Annotated in this window: 22 protein-coding genes; 5 read left to right on the top strand and 17 right to left on the bottom strand. The window is 52.6% G+C overall.

Annotated elements, in window-relative coordinates:
* Positions 1–2: 2 nt before the first annotated feature.
* From ACY1JZ_RS14295 to ACY1JZ_RS14260, 8 genes are all read right to left on the bottom strand, one after another.
* Positions 3–806, bottom strand: coding sequence for a type II secretion system F family protein (locus tag ACY1JZ_RS14295; RefSeq protein WP_462629750.1), 804 nt, complete (start codon positions 804–806; stop codon positions 3–5).
* A complete protein-coding gene (locus ACY1JZ_RS14290; protein ID WP_270169240.1) occupies positions 803–2,047 on the bottom strand; it encodes a TadA family conjugal transfer-associated ATPase in 1,245 nt (414 codons plus the stop codon). Before ACY1JZ_RS14290 ends, ACY1JZ_RS14295 begins: the two co-directional genes overlap by 4 nt.
* Positions 1,995–3,185, bottom strand: a complete 1,191-nt coding sequence (locus ACY1JZ_RS14285) for a nucleotide-binding protein (protein ID WP_462629749.1) — start codon at positions 3,183–3,185, stop codon at positions 1,995–1,997. Before ACY1JZ_RS14285 ends, ACY1JZ_RS14290 begins: the two co-directional genes overlap by 53 nt.
* A 279-nt stretch (positions 3,186–3,464) precedes the next feature.
* Positions 3,465–3,866 (bottom strand): nucleoside-diphosphate kinase, encoded by a 402-nt coding sequence (ndk, locus tag ACY1JZ_RS14280; protein WP_270169238.1) that lies wholly within the window; start codon positions 3,864–3,866, stop codon positions 3,465–3,467.
* 26 nt (positions 3,867–3,892) lie between these two features.
* Complete coding sequence (glpX, locus tag ACY1JZ_RS14275) at positions 3,893–4,861, bottom strand: class II fructose-bisphosphatase (RefSeq protein WP_270169237.1); 969 nt, start codon at positions 4,859–4,861, stop codon at positions 3,893–3,895.
* 75 nt (positions 4,862–4,936) lie between these two features.
* The gene (locus tag ACY1JZ_RS14270; RefSeq protein WP_462629746.1) at positions 4,937–5,752 is read right to left on the bottom strand and encodes a pyruvate, water dikinase regulatory protein; all 816 of its coding nucleotides are present in this window, start codon (positions 5,750–5,752) and stop codon (positions 4,937–4,939) included.
* Between the two features lie 16 nt (positions 5,753–5,768).
* Positions 5,769–6,398, bottom strand: coding sequence for a CBS domain-containing protein (locus tag ACY1JZ_RS14265; protein WP_333485651.1), 630 nt, complete (start codon positions 6,396–6,398; stop codon positions 5,769–5,771).
* 277 nt (positions 6,399–6,675) lie between these two features.
* A complete protein-coding gene (locus ACY1JZ_RS14260; protein ID WP_462629743.1) occupies positions 6,676–8,484 on the bottom strand; it encodes a M3 family oligoendopeptidase in 1,809 nt (602 codons plus the stop codon).
* Between the two features lie 164 nt (positions 8,485–8,648).
* Between ACY1JZ_RS14260 and ACY1JZ_RS14255 the strand changes: the two genes are divergently transcribed.
* Both ACY1JZ_RS14255 and ACY1JZ_RS14250 read left to right on the top strand, forming a co-directional pair.
* Positions 8,649–8,846: a YycC family protein gene (locus tag ACY1JZ_RS14255; protein WP_270169234.1), complete on the top strand. Its 198-nt coding sequence runs from the start codon at positions 8,649–8,651 to the stop codon at positions 8,844–8,846.
* Positions 8,843–9,076, top strand: a complete 234-nt coding sequence (locus ACY1JZ_RS14250) for a hypothetical protein (RefSeq protein WP_270169233.1) — start codon at positions 8,843–8,845, stop codon at positions 9,074–9,076. The genes ACY1JZ_RS14255 and ACY1JZ_RS14250 overlap by 4 nt, the downstream gene beginning before the upstream one ends.
* 6 nt (positions 9,077–9,082) lie before the next feature.
* Here ACY1JZ_RS14250 and ACY1JZ_RS14245 read toward each other — a convergent pair whose 3' ends face one another.
* The 7 genes from ACY1JZ_RS14245 to ACY1JZ_RS14215 all read right to left on the bottom strand — a co-directional run bounded on the left by ACY1JZ_RS14245 (position 9,083) and on the right by ACY1JZ_RS14215 (position 17,108).
* Entirely contained in the window at positions 9,083–9,787 is a 705-nt protein-coding gene (locus tag ACY1JZ_RS14245) for a DUF2225 domain-containing protein (protein WP_462629976.1), read from the bottom strand.
* Between the two features lie 13 nt (positions 9,788–9,800).
* Positions 9,801–10,193, bottom strand: a complete 393-nt coding sequence (locus ACY1JZ_RS14240) for a globin domain-containing protein (protein ID WP_270169232.1) — start codon at positions 10,191–10,193, stop codon at positions 9,801–9,803.
* Positions 10,194–10,494: 301 nt separating this feature from the next.
* The gene (locus ACY1JZ_RS14235) at positions 10,495–12,555 is read right to left on the bottom strand and encodes a beta-galactosidase (protein ID WP_462629741.1); all 2,061 of its coding nucleotides are present in this window, start codon (positions 12,553–12,555) and stop codon (positions 10,495–10,497) included.
* Positions 12,556–12,648: 93 nt separating this feature from the next.
* Entirely contained in the window at positions 12,649–14,526 is a 1,878-nt protein-coding gene (locus ACY1JZ_RS14230) for an FtsX-like permease family protein (RefSeq protein ID WP_462629739.1), read from the bottom strand.
* Positions 14,498–15,265 (bottom strand): ABC transporter ATP-binding protein, encoded by a 768-nt coding sequence (locus tag ACY1JZ_RS14225; RefSeq protein ID WP_270172354.1) that lies wholly within the window; start codon positions 15,263–15,265, stop codon positions 14,498–14,500. Before ACY1JZ_RS14225 ends, ACY1JZ_RS14230 begins: the two co-directional genes overlap by 29 nt.
* 110 nt (positions 15,266–15,375) lie before the next feature.
* A complete protein-coding gene (locus ACY1JZ_RS14220) occupies positions 15,376–16,407 on the bottom strand; it encodes a sensor histidine kinase (protein ID WP_462629738.1) in 1,032 nt (343 codons plus the stop codon).
* Positions 16,404–17,108: a response regulator transcription factor gene (locus ACY1JZ_RS14215; RefSeq protein WP_462629737.1), complete on the bottom strand. Its 705-nt coding sequence runs from the start codon at positions 17,106–17,108 to the stop codon at positions 16,404–16,406. The genes ACY1JZ_RS14220 and ACY1JZ_RS14215 overlap by 4 nt, the downstream gene beginning before the upstream one ends.
* A 316-nt stretch (positions 17,109–17,424) precedes the next feature.
* Between ACY1JZ_RS14215 and ACY1JZ_RS14210 the strand changes: the two genes are divergently transcribed.
* From ACY1JZ_RS14210 to ACY1JZ_RS14200, 3 genes are all read left to right on the top strand, one after another.
* On the top strand, positions 17,425–18,051 hold the full coding sequence (locus ACY1JZ_RS14210) for a hypothetical protein (protein ID WP_462629736.1): 627 nt from the start codon (positions 17,425–17,427) through the stop codon (positions 18,049–18,051).
* A gap of 25 nt (positions 18,052–18,076) precedes the next feature.
* Entirely contained in the window at positions 18,077–18,823 is a 747-nt protein-coding gene (locus ACY1JZ_RS14205; RefSeq protein ID WP_462629735.1) for a hypothetical protein, read from the top strand.
* A 73-nt stretch (positions 18,824–18,896) separates the two neighbouring features.
* Positions 18,897–19,163 carry a TroA family protein gene (locus ACY1JZ_RS14200; RefSeq protein ID WP_462629733.1) on the top strand — a complete coding sequence of 89 codons (267 nt, stop codon included), beginning with the start codon at positions 18,897–18,899 and terminating at the stop codon, positions 19,161–19,163.
* A gap of 274 nt (positions 19,164–19,437) precedes the next feature.
* Here the strand turns inward: ACY1JZ_RS14200 and ACY1JZ_RS14195 are convergent, their stop codons facing one another.
* Both ACY1JZ_RS14195 and ACY1JZ_RS14190 read right to left on the bottom strand, forming a co-directional pair.
* A complete protein-coding gene (locus ACY1JZ_RS14195) occupies positions 19,438–20,466 on the bottom strand; it encodes a hypothetical protein (protein WP_462629731.1) in 1,029 nt (342 codons plus the stop codon).
* A 200-nt stretch (positions 20,467–20,666) separates the two neighbouring features.
* Positions 20,667–21,197, bottom strand: coding sequence for a DUF2306 domain-containing protein (locus ACY1JZ_RS14190; RefSeq protein WP_462629729.1), 531 nt, complete (start codon positions 21,195–21,197; stop codon positions 20,667–20,669).
* Between the last annotated feature and the right edge of the window lie 55 nt (positions 21,198–21,252).

Here is a 21,252-nt window from a genome sequence, read left to right as displayed (position 1 = left end):
TCCTACATTTTGATGTCAGTGAGCTTGAAGATCCACCAATAGCAACCCAGCAATACAGCCAGCGATACCGTCAGCAGCACGTAGCCGCGGCCTTGATACAATGGCTCCAAGTAATCGGGGGAGGCCAGTCCGAGCAGCGCCAGAAACACGAAGGGGACTGCAATCATGATTCGGCTCTCGAACTTCTTGCGCGCGATCATCACCGCAAGCTCCTGCTGTATCTCCAGCTTCTCGCCAAGCATCTGCGAGGTTTGGCGGATAATCTCGATCAGGTCGCCGCCGGAGCGCTTGCCGATGCAGAATACATCCACGAATTGTGTAATCTCCTCCACCATGGCCCGATCGGCAAAATCCTGCAGGCCAAGCTCCAGCGGCTCCCCATTCTCGAGCCGGAGACGAAGAATGTCCAGCTCTCTGAGCATATCGCTATCCATATCGGCGTAGATAAACTTGAGATCTGCTGGAACAGCCAGCACAGCATTCTCCACGGAGCGCCCAGCCGCAAGGGAGGAGGACAGCGATACAAGCGCCTCCTTGAACTGCTGCTTGAGCTGATTCCGTCTACGCTGCAGCAGATAATGGCGATACAGCCGCGGCATGCGCAGGCCGGCGGCCCCGATTAGCGCCGCAATCCATATAGAATGGTAGAAGATATACCCCGCAGCGAAGCATAGCGCTGACCCGGCGCATATGGCAGCAATTCGTTGGCTCACCGTCAGCTCCAGCTCCGTATAGATGGGCAGCCTGCCACTATCATTCTTCTGTGCTCCACTCTTGCCATTGCTGACTCTAAAGGAAAGCTTCAAGACGCCCACTCCTCCTTGTCCACATCCATACCGGCAGCAGCCAGCTTGTCATTCTGCTGCAGTCGGTTGCCTGTCCAGACCAGCCCGCCTGTCACTTTCCCCTGCTGCTCCCCTTCCTCCTCGAAGCGATAGAGCGGAGACAACTGCACTTCACCCTCCCGGACATCCAATACCTCGCTAATCTCGACTACCTTGCGGCTGCCGTCCCGCAAGCGCGACAGATGCACGATAATATCCAGCGCAGAAGCGATCTGCTGTCGGATCACCGGCAAGGGCAGCTCCGCCGCAGCGAGCACCATCGTCTCCAGACGGCTGATCATGTCTCTTGCTCCATTGGCATGGCCAGTGGACAAGCTGCCCTCATGTCCGGTATTCATCGCCTGTAGCATATCGAGCGCCTCTCCGCCGCGCACCTCGCCGACAATGATGCGGCTTGGCCGCATCCGCAGCGAAGCACGGATCAGCTCGCGAATGGGGATTTCTCCCCGCCCCTCGGTATTCGCGTTGCGCGTCTCCAGCGATACCAGATTGGCGATCCGTGTAATCTGCAGCTCCGCGGAATCCTCGATCGTAATCAACCGCTCATCCGGCGGAATCGCCTGTGACAATGCGTTAAGAAAGGTCGTCTTGCCAGAGCCGGTGCCTCCGCTAATGAACAGGTTGTACTTGGCAGCCACCAGCCTCTCCAGCATCGATGCCGTTCGCTCGTTCAGAGCGCCTACTGCGATCAGATCCGCCATCAGCAGCGGCTTCGCCGGGAACTTGCGGATCGTGAGCGTCGGCCCCTTCAGCGCGATCGGCGGGAGCACGACATGCACCCTGGAGCCGTCGGGCAAGCGCGCATCGACAATCGGGGTGGATTCGTTCACGACGCGATTCACTCCCGCCACGATGGTCTGAATAATATCCTCCAGCCGCTGACGGCTCTCAAAGGAAACGGGGCAACGGCTCATCCGCCCGTGCTGCTCGATGAAGATTTCATCATGTGCGTTAATCATAATCTCCGTCACCGTCGGGTCATCCATCAGCGGCTGCAGCACATCCATCCCGCGGAAGGAATGAAACAGCCTGCGCACGAGCGCCACCTGTTCACTGGAGGTGAGCGGCTGCGCCTGTTCCTTGCACCAGTCGAATACCGTGCGCTCAATGATGCTCATCAGGCTCTGATCCGAGACCGAGCCGCCAAGATCAATCTGCTGCCTGACGCGCTCTCGCAACGAATGCGCCGCTCTCTCCAGCATCCGCCCTCCCTCCTTCCGGCCATAGCCAATGTCTGATGATGCGTTGCACAGTTCCACGATATAATGGCGATTGCAGAAGCTGCAGCGGGTCATGATGGTTCCGCCATTCCGATATATAAGGCAAGGAAATCTCCGTCTCCGCTGTCCCCTCCGCGTGCTGAGCAGCTCCCGGCAGCAGATGCGCCTTACGACCAGGCTGGAGGCTGTACACCTGCAGTGTCCTCAGCTTGTGCTCGATTGCAGCAAAGGCGCCGCCCCAGCGCGACCTCCCATGCTGCAGCATCAGCTCCAGCTTGGCTCGGCTTGTCGCATCGCCCCCAGTGAGCCAGAGCGGCAGATGACTAGCCCCCATCAGCTCGGACGCTACCTCATCCAAGCGTGAATCGAGGTCCAGAATAATCAACTCATACCGACCGGACGACACCAGCTCCGACAGCACAGCTAACGCCAGTCTGGGCGACAGCTTCAGCCGCTCCTCCGGGCTTGCAGCAGGCGCGAAATAATCGATCCCCAGCGCCACATCATGTCTAATGCTGGACGCAAGCTGTCGGCTCGCCTGCTGAGGCTGAGCTTGCAGCACATAGAGCAGACGCGACAGATTCTCCTCGCTATCGCCCTGCTGCTCTTGCAGATAGAGCGACGAGGCATTATAAGGCTCCAGATTGAAGTAGAACACCCGCTTGCCTTGCTCCGCCGCCTCCTTCGCCAGATTGATCGCCAAGGTGGTCTTGCCCATCCCCCCCATCGTGGAAAAGATCGAGAGCACAAGCGCATCGTCTCCACCGCGCCGCTCCATTTCCCTGCCTATACGGCCGATCTGCCGGTTCAACTGCTGCACAAGCTTGGGCAGCGCCTGGTACTGCACGATGCAAGGGAGACCTGCGTCCATCGTGTAGGGAACGAGCAGTACAATCGGCATATCCCTCCCCGTTACATCATCAATCTCCGCCTGAAATTCGGGCTGAATCAGCAGCAGATCAGCCGGATAGCCGCTCTTGATATATTGCCGCAGCGACTGCGGCTTCGTGCAGGCCGTCACCTGCCAGCCGGATGCAGCCGGCGAATCCCGCATATATTCGGCCAGCCGGCGAACATACTCCTGCTCCCTGGCTGCAACGATCAGCGAATAGGTTCTCATGACTCTCTAACCTCCCAAGCATGCAAAAAAAAGCACCACAAACCACGTATTACCTACGTGAGTTTGCGGTGCTTCCGCATACGTACAATTCATATTGAGGATAATCTACCATATTTGAACAAACCCGTCAATTAAAAAATCATAAATCAGGTGAAGGCTCATCTATGTAGCTCATCTATGTAGCGCACCTGTGGCGTTACGACCTGGTATCTCAACAACAGTGTTCTGCCAACAATATCTCGATTCGAGAACAACCGCTGATCCCTGAATTATCGAGAATTATTCCCCAAAGAACAGGGCGATCTCTCGAGCCGCGCTCTCATCCGAGTCCGAGCCATGCACAATATTACTCTCTACATCCAGCGCGAAATCTCCGCGGATCGTTCCCGCCGCGGCCTCCTGCGGATTCGTCTTGCCGATGATCGAGCGAGCATTCTTGACCGCCTGCTTGCCCTCCCATACCATCGCAAATACCGGGCCGGACGTAATAAAGTCTACCAGTTCACCGAAGAAAGGCTTTTCGCGGTGCTCTACATAATGCTGCTCAGCAAGCTCTTGTGAGATATGCAATACCTTGGCCTGCTTCAACTGAAACCCCTTCTGCTCGAAGCGAGCCACGATCTCACCAATTAATCCACGCTTTACTCCATCAGGCTTGACCATTACAAATGTACGATCCATACAACGACCTCCTTGTGTGATGTGGTTTAGACATTTCGCAGCAATGATTTATTGGGCAAATAATGAAGCGACTTAATATAGCGTATGGTGCGGGTTTTGGCCCGCATGACTACAGAATCGGTCTCCGCCCGCTGATCTGGCAAATAGCGGACTCCACCTAGGAACTCCCCCGGCGTAATGCCGGTTGCCGTAAAGATGACATCGTCATCGCCAACCATGTCATTCATCGTCAGCAGTCTGCGCGGGTCCTGCAATCCCATGCCGAGGCAACGCTCGAACTGCTCATCATCCTCCGGCATAAGCCGACCCTGGATTTCTCCGCCCAGGCATTTCAGCGCAGCGGCTGCCAGCACGCCCTCAGGCGCGCCGCCCGAGCCAAGATACAAGTCAATGCCTGTCTCAGGGAAGGCGGGAGCCATCGCGCCAGCCACATCGCCAGCAGACAAAAACTTGATCCGCACCCCGCAGCTACGCAATTCCGTGATGATGCTCTCATGACGGTCGCGATCGAGAATCATCACCGTCAGATCGGACAGCGGCTTGCCGAGCGCAAGCGCTGCCTTTTCTACTGTCGTGCGCACCGGGTCCAGCAGACTCAGCTTGCCTGCAAGCGCAGGGCCGACAGCCAGCTTTTCCATATACATATCTGGAGCGTGCAGCAGCCTGCCCTTGGGAGCAATGGCCAGTACGGACATCGCATTGTTCAGCCCCTTGGCTACAAGCACCGTGCCCTCGAGTGGATCGACAGCCACATCGACCTGCGGCCCTTGCATATTGCCGACCTCTTCCCCGATATAGAGCATCGGCGCCTCGTCCATCTCGCCTTCGCCGATGACGACCGTTCCCCGCATCGATACCGAATCAAACATACGGCGCATTGCCTCCGTCGCCGCGCCATCGGCACTATTCTTATCGCCGCGCCCCATCCAGGGCGCTGACGCCAGCGCAGCCAGTTCCGTAACCCGTACAAGCTCCAGTGCAAGTTCTCTCTCCATCTCAGTTCCCCCTTGTATAGTTGCCAGCTTCGCCTTATCGGGCACATTGTATACGGTATGACTCGCAGCGCAGGTTTAAGAGCGATTCAGCTCGCTCAGCCACGTAGTCACGATGCCTGCGGTTTCCTCGATCGACCGGTCGGTCACATCAATGACCCGAGCCTGAACTCGCTCCATGATCTTGGCCGCATACTCCAGCTCCTGATGGATGCGCTCCAGAGAAGTATATTGGGAGGCGGGCGGCAGCCCCATCGCCTTGAGCCGCTCCTTGCGAATGTTAATCATATGATCCGGCTTCATCGTCAAGCCCACAATCAATCTTCCAGGCTGCGGGTCCAGCTCCTCGGGCACCTTCACCTCCGGTATAATCGGAAAGTTCGCCACCTTGATGCCCTTATGCGCGAGGAAAATGCTCAGCGGCGTCTTCGAGGTGCGGGACACGCCGACCAATACCACCTGGGCCTGCAGCAGGCCGCGGGCATCCTTGCCGTCATCGAACTTGACTGCGAATTCCATCGCTTCGATTCGACGGAAATAATCCTCATCCAGCGCATGAAGCAGGCCGGGCTGGCGCTTGGGATAGCCGTTGAACACATCAATGAAGGTCTGCATCATCGGCCCCATCACATCCACGACGGGTACGCCGCAGCGCAGCGCCTCCTCCTTCATCATCTCGCGCAGCTCAGGCTGCACCAGCGTGAAGGCGATAAACCCGCCCGTCTCCGCCGCTTCCCTGACAATGTGGACAATCTCCTCCTCGGAGCGGATGTGGCCATAACGCTTCAATCTCACCTCGCTCCCTGGAAACTGTCTCATCGTCGCTCTGGCGACCGCCTCTGCCGTTTCCCCAATCGCATCGGAGCAGGCATAGATGGTTTTATATGCTTTCATACGTTTTGATGTCCTCCTATTCCGATGCCGTGACCAGATCCTTCAACAAATGAACGACATTGGTCTTACTTACTGAGCCGACAACCTCCGGCGCGCCCTCGCCAGCGCCCCCGACAATAACGGGCAGGCAGTCGAGCTGATGCACAATCATCTTGCGAATCGCTTCCGTAACCGGATCATCCGGCGAGACGGTAACAATATTCGGGTATCGTGTCATCACCATGCTGACGGGAATAACCGGAGCATTCGGGTTGCCCAGAGTAACCTTGAGCAGATCCTTCGGTGTCACGATGCCGACAAATCGCTTCTGGTCGTTAACCACAATCAATGTATCCGCATCCTCCATGAACAGTGTTACCACGGCATCATGAACGGAGATCGTATCGGCGATATTGACCGGCAGCCCCTGCACCTCGCGCACAAGCTGGGTCTTGAAGCTCTCCAGAGCCACATTATCCTGCCGATATGCGGTACCAAGAAAATAACCGACCTTAGGCTTGGCGTCCAACCATCCCAGCATGACGAGCAAGGACAGATCGGAACGCAGCGTCGGCCTGCTCACCCCAAGCAGCTCGGCCAATTGCTCGCCTGTAATCGGCGCATGCAGCTTCACCAGATCCATGATCTCTAACTGACGCGCAGACAATTCGATAACGCAGCCCTCCTTTCACACAGCACCATACAAATTCACAGCATATTTAAGATGAACTATTGTAATTAATGTATCATATTTATTTTTATCGCACAATATGACGACATAAATAACCGGATTATTGTTCATAAATGTTTTTTTTCAATGCTATAAGATCCGATGATAAATACTCGCGACTCGCGCCAAGGCTCCTCCAACCCAAACAAGCCCAGGAGTTCCTCGCCTCCTGAGCTTGCTTTAAGTCATCCCTATTATTCATTATCTGCCGTGCTTACGGCTGAACCGCCTCTCCAGAACCGTCCGTCATCTCAAGAAATGCCTGCACATCCGCTGTACACCGCCTCACAGCCTCTCCCCAGAATGAAGCATCATCGAGCCGTACCCCCAGATGCGCTGCCGCCAGCTCCTCAACATCCATCCGTCCTGTATCACGCAGCAACTGGATATACCGGTCTGCAAATGCCGGCCCTTCTTCCAGTGCCCGCGCATAGATGCCGTTGCTGAACAGATAGCCGAAGGTGTACGGGAAATTGTAGAACGGCACATCTGTCAGATAAAAATGCAGCTTCGACGCCCAAAAGGTCGGGTGCGTGCTGCCCAGCACACCGCAGAACGCCTGCTGCTGCGCCTGCTCCATCAGCTCATTGAGCTCCGGCACGGACAGCATGCCGCTGCGCCGCTGCTCATAGAATGCCGTCTCGAATAAATAACGCGCATGAATGTTCATGAAGAAAGCGACAGAGCGGCTCAGCTTATCCTCCAGCAGCGCAAGCCTCTCCTGCGGATCTTGCGCCAGCTTGAGCGCTGAATCCGCGACGATCAGCTCTGCAAAGGTCGAGGCGGTCTCCGCCACATTCATTGCATACTCCTGCTGGAGCGGCGGCAGGTCATCCATCACATGCTGGTGATAGGCATGACCCAGCTCATGGGCCAGCGTAGCGACATTATCAGCGGTTCCTGAGAATGTCATGAAGATGCGGGTCTGACGACTCTTGGGGAGCGAGGTGCAGAAGCCGCCCGGTCGCTTGCCGCCCCGATCCTCCGCCTCGATCCAGCCTTCCTCGAAGGCTCTCACTGCGAATTCAGCCATGTCGGGATTGAAGGCGCGGAACCGTTCCACGATGAAGGCCGCCGCCTCCTCATAGGATATCTTGCGCGCCGCAGCGCCGAGCGGCGCCTCCACATCAGGCCAAGCCAGCTTCTCCGTGCCGAGCAGCTCCGCCTTGCGCTTCAGATACTTGATCAGCTCCGGCTTGCCCGCCTCCACCGCCGACCACATCGCATCCAGTGTCGCCTTGCTCATGCGTCCGATTGCCAGCGGCTCCTTCAGCACATCGCTCCAACCGCGCTTGTCATACAGCTTCAGCCGGAAGCCGGCGATCCGATTCAGTCCCTCGGCGCAGAGCTCGGCTTGCTCGCCCCATTCGCGCTCCCACTCCCGAAATGCCGCCTCTCTCATCGCTTTGTCACTGCTCGTCAGCCGATTATGCATCTGCCCTGCCGACAGCCATTGCTCCTGGCCTTGCTCATCGATGCTGGCAAAGCGGGCACGACCTACGATCGTATTATACAGGTCGCCCCAGCCGTGATAACCATCCACCGCCAGCTCGCTAATGAGCGCTTCCTGCTCCGGAGCCAGCTTCTCCTTCGCCAGCTCGCGCCGCTCATTCAGATTATAAGCCAGCTCACTCAGCTCACCCTCGCCCAGCCACGCCTTCCACTGTACATCATCAATGAGGCGCAACTGCGCATCGAAAGCCGACAGCACGCCCGTGAAGGCCGCAGCCAATGATTTCACGCGATCGTTACATCCAACCGCCTTCGTATCCTTCACATCTTGAGCCATCAGACAGGACACATAGGACTCGGACTCACGGAGCCGCAGCAGAATCGACTGCATTTGTGCTGTCCACGACAGCACGATCTCCTTAGACACCTCCTGCTTGCTCGACTCGTCCAGCGAGCCGCCCAGTGCGGCAATATCGCGCTCCAGACCTGTCAGCTCGCTATGGAAGGCCGGAGATTCCGACCCGCCTGCATAGATCGTATCCAGATTCCATCGCATCGGGATCTTCTTCATCAGATATACAGCTCCTCTTCTTCTTTTTCTTCTTCCTTTCTCCTCTTCGGCTTTGCGTAAGCCTCCTTGCTCGACAGACATGCCTCCTCATTTGCGCAAATGATGCAAGCAGTGTATAACATAAATATGTCTCTATTATAATTCAGAACCGGGAGGAAATACGAATGTCCAAGCCATTGCAAATATCGCCCGAGACCGCCATCAAGCTTTCCGAGCAGTTAAAGGTTCCCATCGAGCATCTGATGCATATGCCGCGCCATATTTTGCTGCAGAAGCTCGCTGAGCTCGCTGCCGGGGAGCAAGCTGCGGGCGGGCACAGCCCAGCAGATGCGAACAGCAAAAAAGAGGACCCGACAGCGTGATCCCCTTTGAGAATTGCATTCCATATGAACGCATTATGAATGATCTGTATGTCTCATCCTGTCCCTCCTGCAAGCAGGACAATGTGCTGCTCCCGCTGCGGCCAAGCGACCTTCAGGAGATTCAAGATGGCAAGAAACGGCTGCTCGTCTTCCCCTGCTGCCATTACCGACCTACAATCATCGACGCTGATCAGGACTACCTGCTGGCTAACAGCAGGGTGCCCCGGTAGCTTGGCTCAGGCATGCTGCTGCATCGTTTCCGGCAGCTCGCTCTCATCGAATTGCGAACGCAGCAGTTGCCATTGCTGCCGGGAACGCTGAATCATGGCCCCATCCGTAATCGATTTGTTATGGATGACTCGCGAGAACCATTTCACAGCCTCGGCCGGGTTATCGAGCCTCCGGTGCAGCTCCCCGATGAGATACATCAGCTTCGCATTATTGAGCGAGCCCGTCTCGTTCTCATACACTGCGATGTACGAATCCAGCGCAAACCGCAAAAAGCGCTGCTCCAGCTCTTTCTCCCCTGTATAGCGGTACAGCCAGGCAATATGCTGCAGCAGACCCGAAATAATCCGTTCCTTATCGCCAATCGCCTGGGCGCACAGCAGAGCCAGCTTGTAGCATTCCATAGCCTGCTGGCGTGTCCGCTTGCCGCTGTAGTCGCGCGGCGACCAGTTCGCCCCCAGCTTGGCCAGATAGCTCATCTTCTGCCCCTCCGTCAGCGCCGATGTAGAGTTCTCGGTCGAGGCGAAGCCGCAATACGGGCATACTCTGACTACGTAATAATCCGGGTTGTTGTCATCCTTATAGTAAGAACAAAAATCACTATCCATATGGATCGATTTCTTGAAGCTTGATCTCATCCTTGAGGTTGTAAATGGTGTTTCACAGCAAGCACAGCGGACATGTGTCGTATAAAGCGGGTCTAATGCTTCCATCGAAATAGCCATATTACTCAACCTCGCTTCCAGTATTTATGAAATGATAGGCAGGGCCAGAAAGACGCTCAAGCACATACTCAGCAAGCTCACGCTCAATCCCAATCTCGAGGAGGGCGGCTCCCATACAGCTCAGCCAGGCGTCCGCACGCTCCTCAGTAATCGGGAACGGCATATGACGCGCGCGCATCATCGGGTGACCGTGGGCATCGGAGTATAATTGCGGCCCGCCGAAGAACTGGGTCAAGAACATATATTGCTTCTCCATCACGGGGTTGATGTCTTCCGGAAATATAGGCCCCAGCAACGGATGAGCCTGAACCCTAGGATAAAAAGCCTGCACCAGCCGGCGGATGACCGCCTCTCCTCCAAGCGCCTCATAGATCGTTGTATTCGGACGTGTCATATTCTCCACCCAGCCTTGTTTTTATTCTATTATAGCACTAATTTCCTAACTCGGCATTACAATCGACCTACGATTTTCTATCATTTCCCCCACACTTCCGTGCATGTGGAACTACAGCACTTCTGCACCTTATGGCAGGCTTGCCGCGTCCACCGCTCTGACGCTAGATGGCATCGGCAGGCTGGTCAATCAGGTGTCTGTGGACATCGTGAAGCAAAATGAAGCAACTGGATGAACAGGAGCAGTTATGCTCATGAATAAAAGGCGCTATCCGGCATTTCGCTGCCTAGCGCCTTCTCTCTTATACCTCTATTACGAGCACATCATACCCAGGCAGCTCCAACGTCCCGTCCAGCTTCACTCCACTCAGCAGATCGACTGCCGGTTTTTTCAGCACCAACTGCGCAGGCTGCTCCGAATAATTCAACAAGAACAGGTACGAGCGACCGTCCGCTGAGCGAATGCCCGCCTCGACGTTAGCAGGCACCTCCAGCCAGTCATCGAACGGTGCGGTCAAGCCCAGCTCATCGATGATCGCATCCACGACCGGCTCGCTATACGCGGCGCCATAGTACCACACTGCCCCTTGCCCTTCTGTCCGCCTCGTAAGCGCAGGCTTGCCGCGGTAATACTCTGTCGCATAGCGTGCCATCACCTCAACAGCAGCGTCCTCCACCTGCAGCACCTCATTGAATCCTACAGCAGCAGTACAAGCTGGCAGTTGACTGCGACTGCCCTCCCATTGCAGCTCCGCAGCGCGCACACTACCCTTGACGAGCGTGAAGTCTTCCACTGTAATGCCGCATAATTCAGCTACAGGCCCAGGGAAGGGCCGCATGTAGCATTGGCCATGGATGTCCTTGTAGCCGGTACGTGCGCCGAACAACAAGGTGCCGCCGCGCTGCACATACTGAGTCAGCAGCTTCGCGGTTTCATCGGTCATAATCGCCGGGTGAGGGTAGATGATGACCTTGTAACGCAGCAGCTCCTCAATCGTCGTCCTCTCCCGCAGAGTGATGACATCCGCTGGGATGTGCCGATACTGGAGCTGCTTGTACCATGAGCGCATGCTCTGCCACTGGAGCGGGCCATGCCATCTGTCCAGTTCTCCATCCCACATGTTGTCATAGCTCTGCATGAGCGCTACCTCCGCCTGGTAGACGGTTCCCGCAAGCAGCGAGCCGACTCTGGCCAACTCCTCCCCGACCTGCGCGACCTCGCGCACTCGCCTGTTGGGCCGATTATGGTAATCGTTAATCCCATGCCAATAAATCTCCGTCCCCATCGTCGTCGTGCGCCAGCGGAAGTAGACCAGCAGATCCGTGCCGTGCAGCACGGACTGATAGGACCATAGCCGAATCTGTCCCGGCCTTGGGGTGCCCATCTCGATCCGGTCAACCCATCCCCCCGGCCCCGATTGCTGCTCCATGACGCAAAAATTCGGAGATATCGAGCGAACATTGGACAGATTCATGCTCCAGACGCGGTCGCCAAGCGGATTCTCCTCCGTCCCGGACGAGAGCGTAGCAAACTGCGGGTAAGAATCATAAGAAAAGAAATCCAGCAGCTCGTCCGTCAGCTTATGGCTGTCCAGATGTCCGAAGGTGCCATTCGTCGTCACCCAATGCTGTGGCGCGAGCTCACGGATAATATCCGCTTGCAGCTTGGCGAAGGAAATCGCATTATCGGAGATGAACCGCTTCTCATCCAGCGCCAGATGCGGGTTGGGCGACGTGCTGACCATCGGTCGTGTCAGATGCACCTGCTCCCAGTCCGTATAGGTCTGGCTCCAGAATACGGTGCCCCACGCTTTATTCAGTTGATCCAGCGTGCCATATCGAGCCTGGAGCCATTGCCGGAACGCCTGATGATCCGCCTCGGCATAGAACTCATTGATCTCACAGTTGAGCTCGTTGTCAATCTGCCAGCCGATCACCGCTGGGTGATCCTTATACGCCTCCACCATATTTCGGACGATGCGCGCGCACAGCTCCCTGTACTTGGGACTGCTGTAGTTGTAATGGCGGCGCATGCCATGCCGATACAAGACGCCCTCTCTGCTCGCATTGAGCACCTCGGGATATCGATGCGTAAGCCAGGCAGGAGGTGTCGCAGTCGGCGTTCCCAGGATGACCTGCAAGCCATATTGATACGCCAAATCCATCACGCGCTGGAAAAATCGGAAATCGAATTGCCCCTCCACCGGCTCCAGCATCGCCCAGGAAAACTCCGCGAGCCGAATGACCGATAGATTCATCTCTCTCATTCGCCGGAAATCATCCGCCCATAGCTCCTCGGGCCAATGCTCCGGGTAGTAGCATACGCCTAAGGTCAACTCTTTCATTTGAATCGAGCTTGCCATCCATTATGCCTCCCTTAACATCCATATCCTCATTGTACCGGAGACAACGCCAGTTGCAACCTCTCTTGGGAGAATACAGTCTTCAGACGTGGATTATATCTGGACAGCCTGCCGGATGCTGCGGATGTAATAGAAGCGGGCAATCAGGAAGTAGATCACCTGAATCACCAGGAAGCTGCCGAGCACTAGCGCTGCCTCGGTAACGAGCGATGACATGAACATATGCTGCAGCGCCGTCAGTGCAACTGCGCCGTGGATGAGCGCCACAGCAACCGGGGCGAAGAAGAGCAGCAGCATCTGTCTCGTAATGACCTGAGACAGCTCGCCTCTGGTCAATCCCAACTTGACAATCATTGCGAATTTTCGCTTGTCATCATCGAGATCCTGGTAAAGCCTGAAATAAAGGAAGCTTCCTGCCGCGACAAAGAAGATCACACCGATGAACAAGCCAATGAAGAGAACGACATTATAGCTGCGCAGCATTTGGTCTTTGTCATAGGCCTTGGCTCCGAATGCATAACTCTTCAATCCTGCCTGTTGCAACTGTTCATTCAGCTCCCGCCCCGCCTTGAGCTCATCCGCATCACGAGGAAGGTTCCAGAAATAATAGCTCTTCATCATCTGCGGCTTATCCAATCGCGCGAAGAAGTCATCAGCAACAATATAGTAGGTCTGATACAACGGAACGACGCCGCTCTTCGTTTCCTCCACGGGCTTCAGGACAGCCCCCTGATGCACCCCTACTGGTTCCAGTGAAGTGATGCTGCCTGTGCTTATGAATGCATTGTTGCGGCGGACTGCAATCGCTTCATCGCCCGTTAGCTCATACATTGTGCTGCCCAATTCCTCGGCAAGCACATTATATGAGGACAGCGGCATCACGATAATAGCCCCTCCTTCGCCGTAATAGCCGATCTCGATGCGGAATTGCTTGTATTCCGGCGCCTCCGTGCCCAGATAGCTGCGGATGGCCTCCACCTCCTGCGACGGCTGCTGTTCTGAAGACAGATATTGCATATCAAATGGCTGACCTTCATCGATTCCCCGCATCATCAGCGCCCCGAAGCAGATCAGTGTGCCGATCGCGGTAAAGGCGACGGTCGAAATAATAGAAATGATGAAAAAGGTGCGCGCATTATCCTTCATTCGATAAGACAGGTCGCTTAAAGTCAGCATATTGGTGCGCCGCCAGAACAAGCGTGTTCTGCGCTTGAGGCTATTAATTACGTATACGCTAAGCTGTGTGAACAAAAAATAGGTGCCGATAATGACGACGACCGTCACCGGGATGAAGGCGATCGTCACTTCAATTCCTTTGGTTATCAACGCAACGACGTAGCCCGCACCTAATAGCAAGGCAGCCAGCAAAGACAGCACAATCGAAGCGCGCGGTTCTGACTTGGGAATACTGGAGCCTTTGATGAGCTCAATGATCTTCTTCCCGCGAATCAGCATCACGGTGGACAGTGAAATGACGCCAAACAGCAGCACGAAGGCGCCTAAGGTAAGCAGGATCGCCTCCTTGGGCCAATAGAACGGCAAGCTCTGATCCAGCTTGAGCATATTTTCCGCCGACAGCAGAATGGCCTTGGCGAATACCAGCCCCAGCGCGATGCCGCCCAGCGTGGAGAACAGGCCGATCAGCAGATTTTCGATGAAAATCATCAGCCTAAGCTGTAGAGTACTCATGCCATGCATGACCAGCAGCCCGAACTCCTTCTGCCGAGACTTCAAGAATGAGCTCATCGAATACAGCACGAAGAAGATCGCGAAGATATAGATGATCGCCTCTGCCGTATGCAGCCCTCTGGCTACCGACTGATTCAGACTTTCCGATGCCAGCGCCGGATGGAAGGCGAACACGGCATAGACGAAAAACACAAGCACCGAAAACATGCTGCTGAAGAAGAAGGCGGCGTACAGTCGCTTGTTGCGCAGTACATTATGGAAGGCGAACTGACGAAAGGTCACTTGCATCACCTCCCAGCAGCGACAGCGTATCGATAATTTTCTGGAAGAAGGCTTGCCGCTGTTCACCGCGATGAATCTCTGCGAACGGCTTGCCATCCTTGATAAAGACAACTCGGGAGCAATAGCTGGCCGCTACGGGGTCATGCGTCACAAGCAGCATCGTCGTCCGATCATGCTTGTTGATGGCCTCCAGCGTCTGCATGACATCGCGTGCTGCCTTGGAATCGAGGTTGCCAGTCGGCTCATCCGCCAGCAGCAGCTTGGGACGATGAATGATTGCCCGCGCGATGGCAGACCGCTGCGCTTGCCCCCCGGATATTTCATAGACGCGCTTATCGACGATCGATTCGATCCCCAGCTTGCGGACGACTGCTGTCAGCCGCTCCTTCATCAGGCTCATATTCGCTCCGTCCAGCGTCAGCGGCAGCACAATATTCTCCGCTACCGTCAGCGTATGGAGCAGATTGAAGTCCTGGAATACGAATCCCAGCTCCCGCCGCCGGAAGCGCGCCAGCTCATTGCGTCCCAGCTTATGCGGGTCGTTCCCGTTAATTAGAATCTCGCCCGATGTAGGCGAATCAATGGTCGCAATCAGATTAAGCAATGTCGTTTTGCCGCTGCCCGAAGGCCCCATGATGCCAACGAACTCTCCTTCATCCACCGATAGATTCAATCCATTTAGTGCCCGGTACGCCAGCTTGGTTCCGTATACTTTGCTGACCTGCTTTACTTGCAGCATTTCCATGACTTCGCGTTCTCCCCTTTGTCTTATTGTCTACCTCTACTGTACAGCTCAAAGGGCCATGCTGCTATCGGTTTGCATTTCATCAATCTTACATCTGTGTAAGATTAGGAATCGAGCTCAATCGACGGGGATTCGTTCATCCGGCTTCCACCCTCCCAGGATGGGAACAGCAGGCGGACTGTGGTGCCCTGACCCGGCGCGGACTCCAGCTCTACCTCATGGTGCAGATGATCGCAGGCTCGCTTCACCAGATACAGCCCCATCCCGGTTGCTTCCCGGTGCCGTCTTCCGTTATCTCCAGTGTAGAAGGGCTCGAACACACGGCGTAGATCGGCGCGGGGGATGCCCTCGCCTTCATCCCGTACTTCCAGTACGGCATGTCCACGTTGCTCGCCAAGTACAAGCTCGACTTTTTTATGCTCTCCTGCAGAATATTTGATCGCATTGGTCAGCAACTGCACGATGATGAACACGAGCCACTTCTCATCGGTTCTCACCAGCAGCGTCTTATCTCCCTTAATCGAGGGATAGACGAGGCTGCGGATGAATAGCCGCTTGCACTCCTGCACGGCCTGGTCGGCAGCAGTGGCCAGCGATACCTGCTTAATATGGAAATCGTGCTCGATGGATTGCAGTCGCGCAGCATATAATACGGTATCCAGTCCGGTGCGCAGACGGTCGAGCTCCTCGCGAATGCTGGCGGTATGCGGCGATGCCGCTTCCTGCTGCAAGGTCAGCTCGATCACGGCAAGCGGCGTCTTCATCTGATGCACCCATTGATTCATAAATAGCCGATGCGTATTTTGTTGCTGCTGCGAATCGGTCAACTGCTGCTGCAAGAGCTGGTATTGTGCGAGCAGCAGCGTCTGCAGCGCCTGCGGAGCGGGAGCTTGTCCGAGCGGCTCCAGCATCTGATCCATCGTAGATGCCGGCTCAGACAAGCGTCTATAATAGTGTCTGTGCGACGCATAATGGAACACCAGATAGACTGCGAACAGAAACAAGCCGAGAAAGATGGCATACAGGGCAACTGCCACGCTGCGGCTGTTGTCCAGCCAGCAGATGAGCAGCACGACACCGATGATAAGCGGTTGAAGCAGCAGCAGCGGAAGATGGTCGCGCAAGAACAGTCTCATCGCTCCAGCTCCCGCCATGAAGGCACGAGTCGGTAGCCTGTACCGCGCAGCGTCTCCACGCCATCGTGAATACCCAGCTCCAGCAGCTTGCGGCGCACGCGGGCGATGTTGACATTGAGCGTATTCTCATCCACATAGCTTTGATCATCCCATAGCTTCTCCAGAATTTCGTCCCGGCTGGCGTACCGGGGTGCATGCATCATCAGCAGCTCGATAATATCCGCCTCCTTCTTCGTAAGCGCAGCGCGGCTGCCGTCCAATTCCAGCTCCAGACGCTCGGGATACAAGAGCAGTCCTTCCAGCTCACAGACCCGCTCCTGCGGCTTCGCGGCATATTCACCATAAGCGCGACGAAGCAAGCTGCGAATTTTGGCCATCACAACCTCGTAATGAAATGGCTTCGTAATATAATCATCTCCACCATTCTCCAGCGCCATCACCTGATCCATCTCCCCTGCACGGGCTGAGATGAACAGAATTGGACAGGTGGACAGCGTGCGAATCTGTCGGCACCAGTAATAGCCATCGAAGCGCGGCAGGTTAATATCGAGCAGCACCATATCTGGCTGAATCTCCTCGAACTGTCTGAGGATTGCACCGAAATCATCCGCCGCGCGTACCCTATAACCGTATCGCTCCAAATAAGAAAGCAGCAACGCTGCCAATTTGGGATCGTCCTCAACAAGCATAATCGTATGCATTCTATTCCCCCACTATTCCTTCACCAACTGTAGACAATGTTCTCTAATTATACCATGAATGAAAGGAAGCACATCAGAAGCCGAGGCTTGCGTAGTGTGCAAGGAGTGGATGGAGAGTATGACATGCATTTGCATTTGAATTGTAATTAAATATTAAAATTTATAAAATTAGGTAATTAGACCGATTGATGTATGTCTGTTAGCAAATTAAACTTAATATGGGTTAATTGAACCTAACGGTTCAGATAAAAGCTTTCACTTGGCCATCTAACCGTGCAGGAATCTAAAGACCCATCGATTTTAAGGAGGTTGATGAATGGATAGACATGAAGCGAGCAACAGATATTTACGCTCACTAGAGTATTATATCTGGATCAGCGAATTAAGTCCGAAGAGAAAACAGGAGTTGTATGCAGCGTATCAACAGCAAATAGAACAACAATTGCATACAGATATTTCCTCAGATCAATTCAAGCAATATCTGGTGGATTTGGGCAATCCAAAGGACGTTGTGAAGAAGGAAATGAAGGGAATCGAGAGCTCTTTATCCCCGACAGCAGGGACATTAAAACGCAGCATGGGTTTTATGCCATTCATCCTGACTATTGGCTGGACACTTAATAATGACCTGTATCAACAAATGGCTGCAGGCCAATTACAACCTTCCTTTTGGCTCCATGCCGGTATCATACTGTTGCTTCTCATCGGTACGACTATAAGCTTTTATAAGTATCGTTTCGACCAGTCTTTCTTCAAGGAGGTTGCCATTACAAACTTTATTGTCTATATGCCTATTTCCTTCATATTTTGCTATATGCTTTTGAACCAATTTTCGATCGGAGCGCTCTTCATTCCGTTTACGCTAATGATCTTCACGACTGGCCTTGCTCTTTATTTTGATTGGAAAAATTCAAGCTTTTTGAGAAAACTCTTTATTCCATAAAATGATAATGAAGGCGGGAGATCTAATGGTAAAAAAAGTGCTATCTGTCCTATTCGTTTTCGTATTTTTACTCGGAACCTTTTCATCAGCGTATGCTCTCGATTCCGCACCTCAGACTCCACCGCCAAGTGAATGTGGTTGCTGTGCTTCAGGAGTAGAAATTACCGACACGACTTTAGATCAAGCCAAACAAGCCTCCGGTTTGGATTCTATTCTAGTTCTTCCTACTGTAGCAGCCAAGGAGTTCATTGCACAACATGTCGTATCCGAAGACTCTTTTGTTTCCTTTCTTGCTCAGCAGAGTATTCTTGTCGAAGGCTTGAAGAATTATAAAGTAATTGAAATTGTCGAAGAGGGAGTAACAAGCTACACGTTTTCCATTGAGACCGATTCAGAGTATGCTTCACTTAGCGGAAAAATAAATGAGCACGGGCAACTTCAATCCCTCCAACTGGTTCAATTGAAGGATAACATGAATATCGATCAGCCAGAAACCATTGGTTTTGAGATCATCGATTCTCAAGAAGGAACTTCTGAAATAAGTTTGCGAGAATTAACTTTGCTTAAACTGAATGCCGTTAGTAAGCTAGGGCAATTCGATGGTGACATAACGACTTTAGACATTGACTGGACATATTGGGGCTGCTCCTTATCAGGGTCTTTGGCCTGTCCTGTTGCCTGCCTTGTATTTGCAGCATTACCGCCCGTTATGGCAGCCTGCAACATAGGCTGTAAAGCTGCTTGGCAATTAGGTCTGTGCTCCAAATCTTAGTCGGCTATGCTTAATTGATTTCTAAGGGGAACCCACCTGCAGGTGTGTCTGCGGGTGGGTTCTTTGTCTTGGGATGACGGGCTCAGATGATTACAAGACGCATAATCGCCCAAGTCTGCTCTCCTCTTACAGTTTTGCGGCTATGGGTGTGTTTGTGGTAGACAAGGGCTTTTATGTTTATGGGGATGGAGGCTATCGCGGCGGCGAAGCACTGTACCGTCATCTACAACTGAGGCCCCCGGCCAAGCAGCAGGAAGAGATGATTGGCAAAGAAGCCTATCGGCAAATTTCCTATGAGATCCTTGATGAATACCCAGGAGACTATATTTTTATTGATTAAGGCGATTTGATTTCTGATATATGGGGGGACAACCAGAGTCTCTGGAACTCACTCGATGCTGTAAAAAACAACCGTGTATTCAAGCTCGATCCCGATCTGTTCTGGGGCAATGACCCCGTCTCACTAGAACTGCAGATTCAGGAAGTCGTGAAAATGCTGACTGGACGTTAACAATCAGACTATCGCTCTTACATGCCACAGGCAAGCATGACGCTGTTAACGGATTGCTTGCCTATTGGTATGTCAGACTTGCAGAAAACTACGTTAGTCAGCCTCAGCTAACATCCTTATAAGAACCAGCGATTAAAAGGATCAATTCCGTCAAAATGAATTTCTCGCGATTATAGATTTCTTTTAATTCCACTGATAGTTTCTTTAATATCGCCTGATCAGAGTTCACTAGAAACTTAATGAATAGGGATGTATGTACTTTCGACATCTCCTCCATCAGACGATATTCTTGAATATATCCCTCTAAGGATTCCGAACGAATGAACTCCCTTTGCCTTAGCCACTCTAAACGTTGAACCATACATTTTTTGTGTTCCCATAGAAAAGTAAAATATCTCACATCCTCAAACTGCAGATGTTCCGTATACATTGTGTCCATGATATGAACCAATTCATGATAGACATTGATCCCGAAAATATCTGTAAAGCAAAAATACTCTCCAATTTTAATGGCTGAATTTTCGGATTTTACATATTCATTAAGCTGTGCCTCTATGTGAGGTAGGTAGGCGATAATAGTATTATTGGGTTGATATTGAAATACCCTTATTCCATTTAACCAATCCTTGGATAAATCTGTATGGTCATGTGCTCTTTGCATCTCTGCAAACGTACATGTACCGTTTATATATTTGCCATTATTGAAAGAACCAGAAATATAAAACACTTCGCTTGCATCGTCATATCCATAAACAAAAATGTCATGCGTATAATTAGACTCCCTCTCAAAAAAGGTAGAGAGACTTAATTGCGATTCGGCTGCAAAAAAATAGACATACTTATCCTCATTAATAGCATTTTTAAGAAAATTAATCATGTCGTTCTTGAGCTCTTGCTTCACAAAATCCCGGCTTATATTGTTCATTATAATGAAGGGACAACGTTCTAGAAAATAGGGGAAGTAAAAGGATAGTCCATTTGGATACAAGGGGTTCATTCTAATAAATAATTGAATAAAATTGGTATTGATCCATGTATCCGTATACTCATTAATCGGTAACATGGATAACACATTGGCATAGATGGGGTATGAAGTGATATGTGGTTCTCTCTTATATAGAACTTTTTTCATAGGCATTTTTCCTTTTCGTATTCCTAGTTTTGTATTCATTCGCGACTTCTAATACTCCATAGTATAGAGGAAAATCAATCAATTCTAATCGTGTATTTATCTTCATATTCATCCTTTGAAACCAGAGCCAAGACAGCGGCCGCACCAGTCACTCAGCGAAGCTGGCTGCTAACCATTTTCACTGAAATACCAACTTTCCTTTAAATGCGCGACTTCCTAACGACCCATTCAGCTACCAATAAATTGATTATAACAGCCAACCATACAGCCAGGCTGTATGACCGTCTCCATATCCGATGCAATCTCACTTGCTTCTTTCGTATCGCACGATACCCATTGATCGTAGTAAGCATCCATAGTGTATTCAGGATTAAAAATCCCACCACACTCGCTACTCCGCCATTGGCATAAAACGCAACATAATAGCCCGGCAAGATATTGAGCAGAATGGAGAGTACATAAATCCGTCCATTCCATCGATGCAGAGCAGGTCGCTTCATCCTAATGCTTAAAGAAAGACCAAGGGGGCCGGTAATTAGAGCAATAATGGCCAAAATAATAGGTATACGAATCATCATAAACCACAGAGCAATACTCGGAAGTTGAATGTCCTTATTCCCAAGAAACACTGTGAAATCAGGATCGACTACAAAGTTTTTAGAGGCCGTATGCAAAACCCACATCAGTGCAATTACAGATAGCGTAACAAGTAAACTCACTCTACTTTTCATTGCCGCCTCCTTGTGATAACGATTATTAATTTCATCTTCTCAAAGCATGAATGTT

Source organism: Paenibacillus sp. J5, assembly GCF_054955055.1.
Note: the sequence above shows the minus strand (reverse complement) of the source record. Positions and strands in the feature narration are given on the sequence as shown.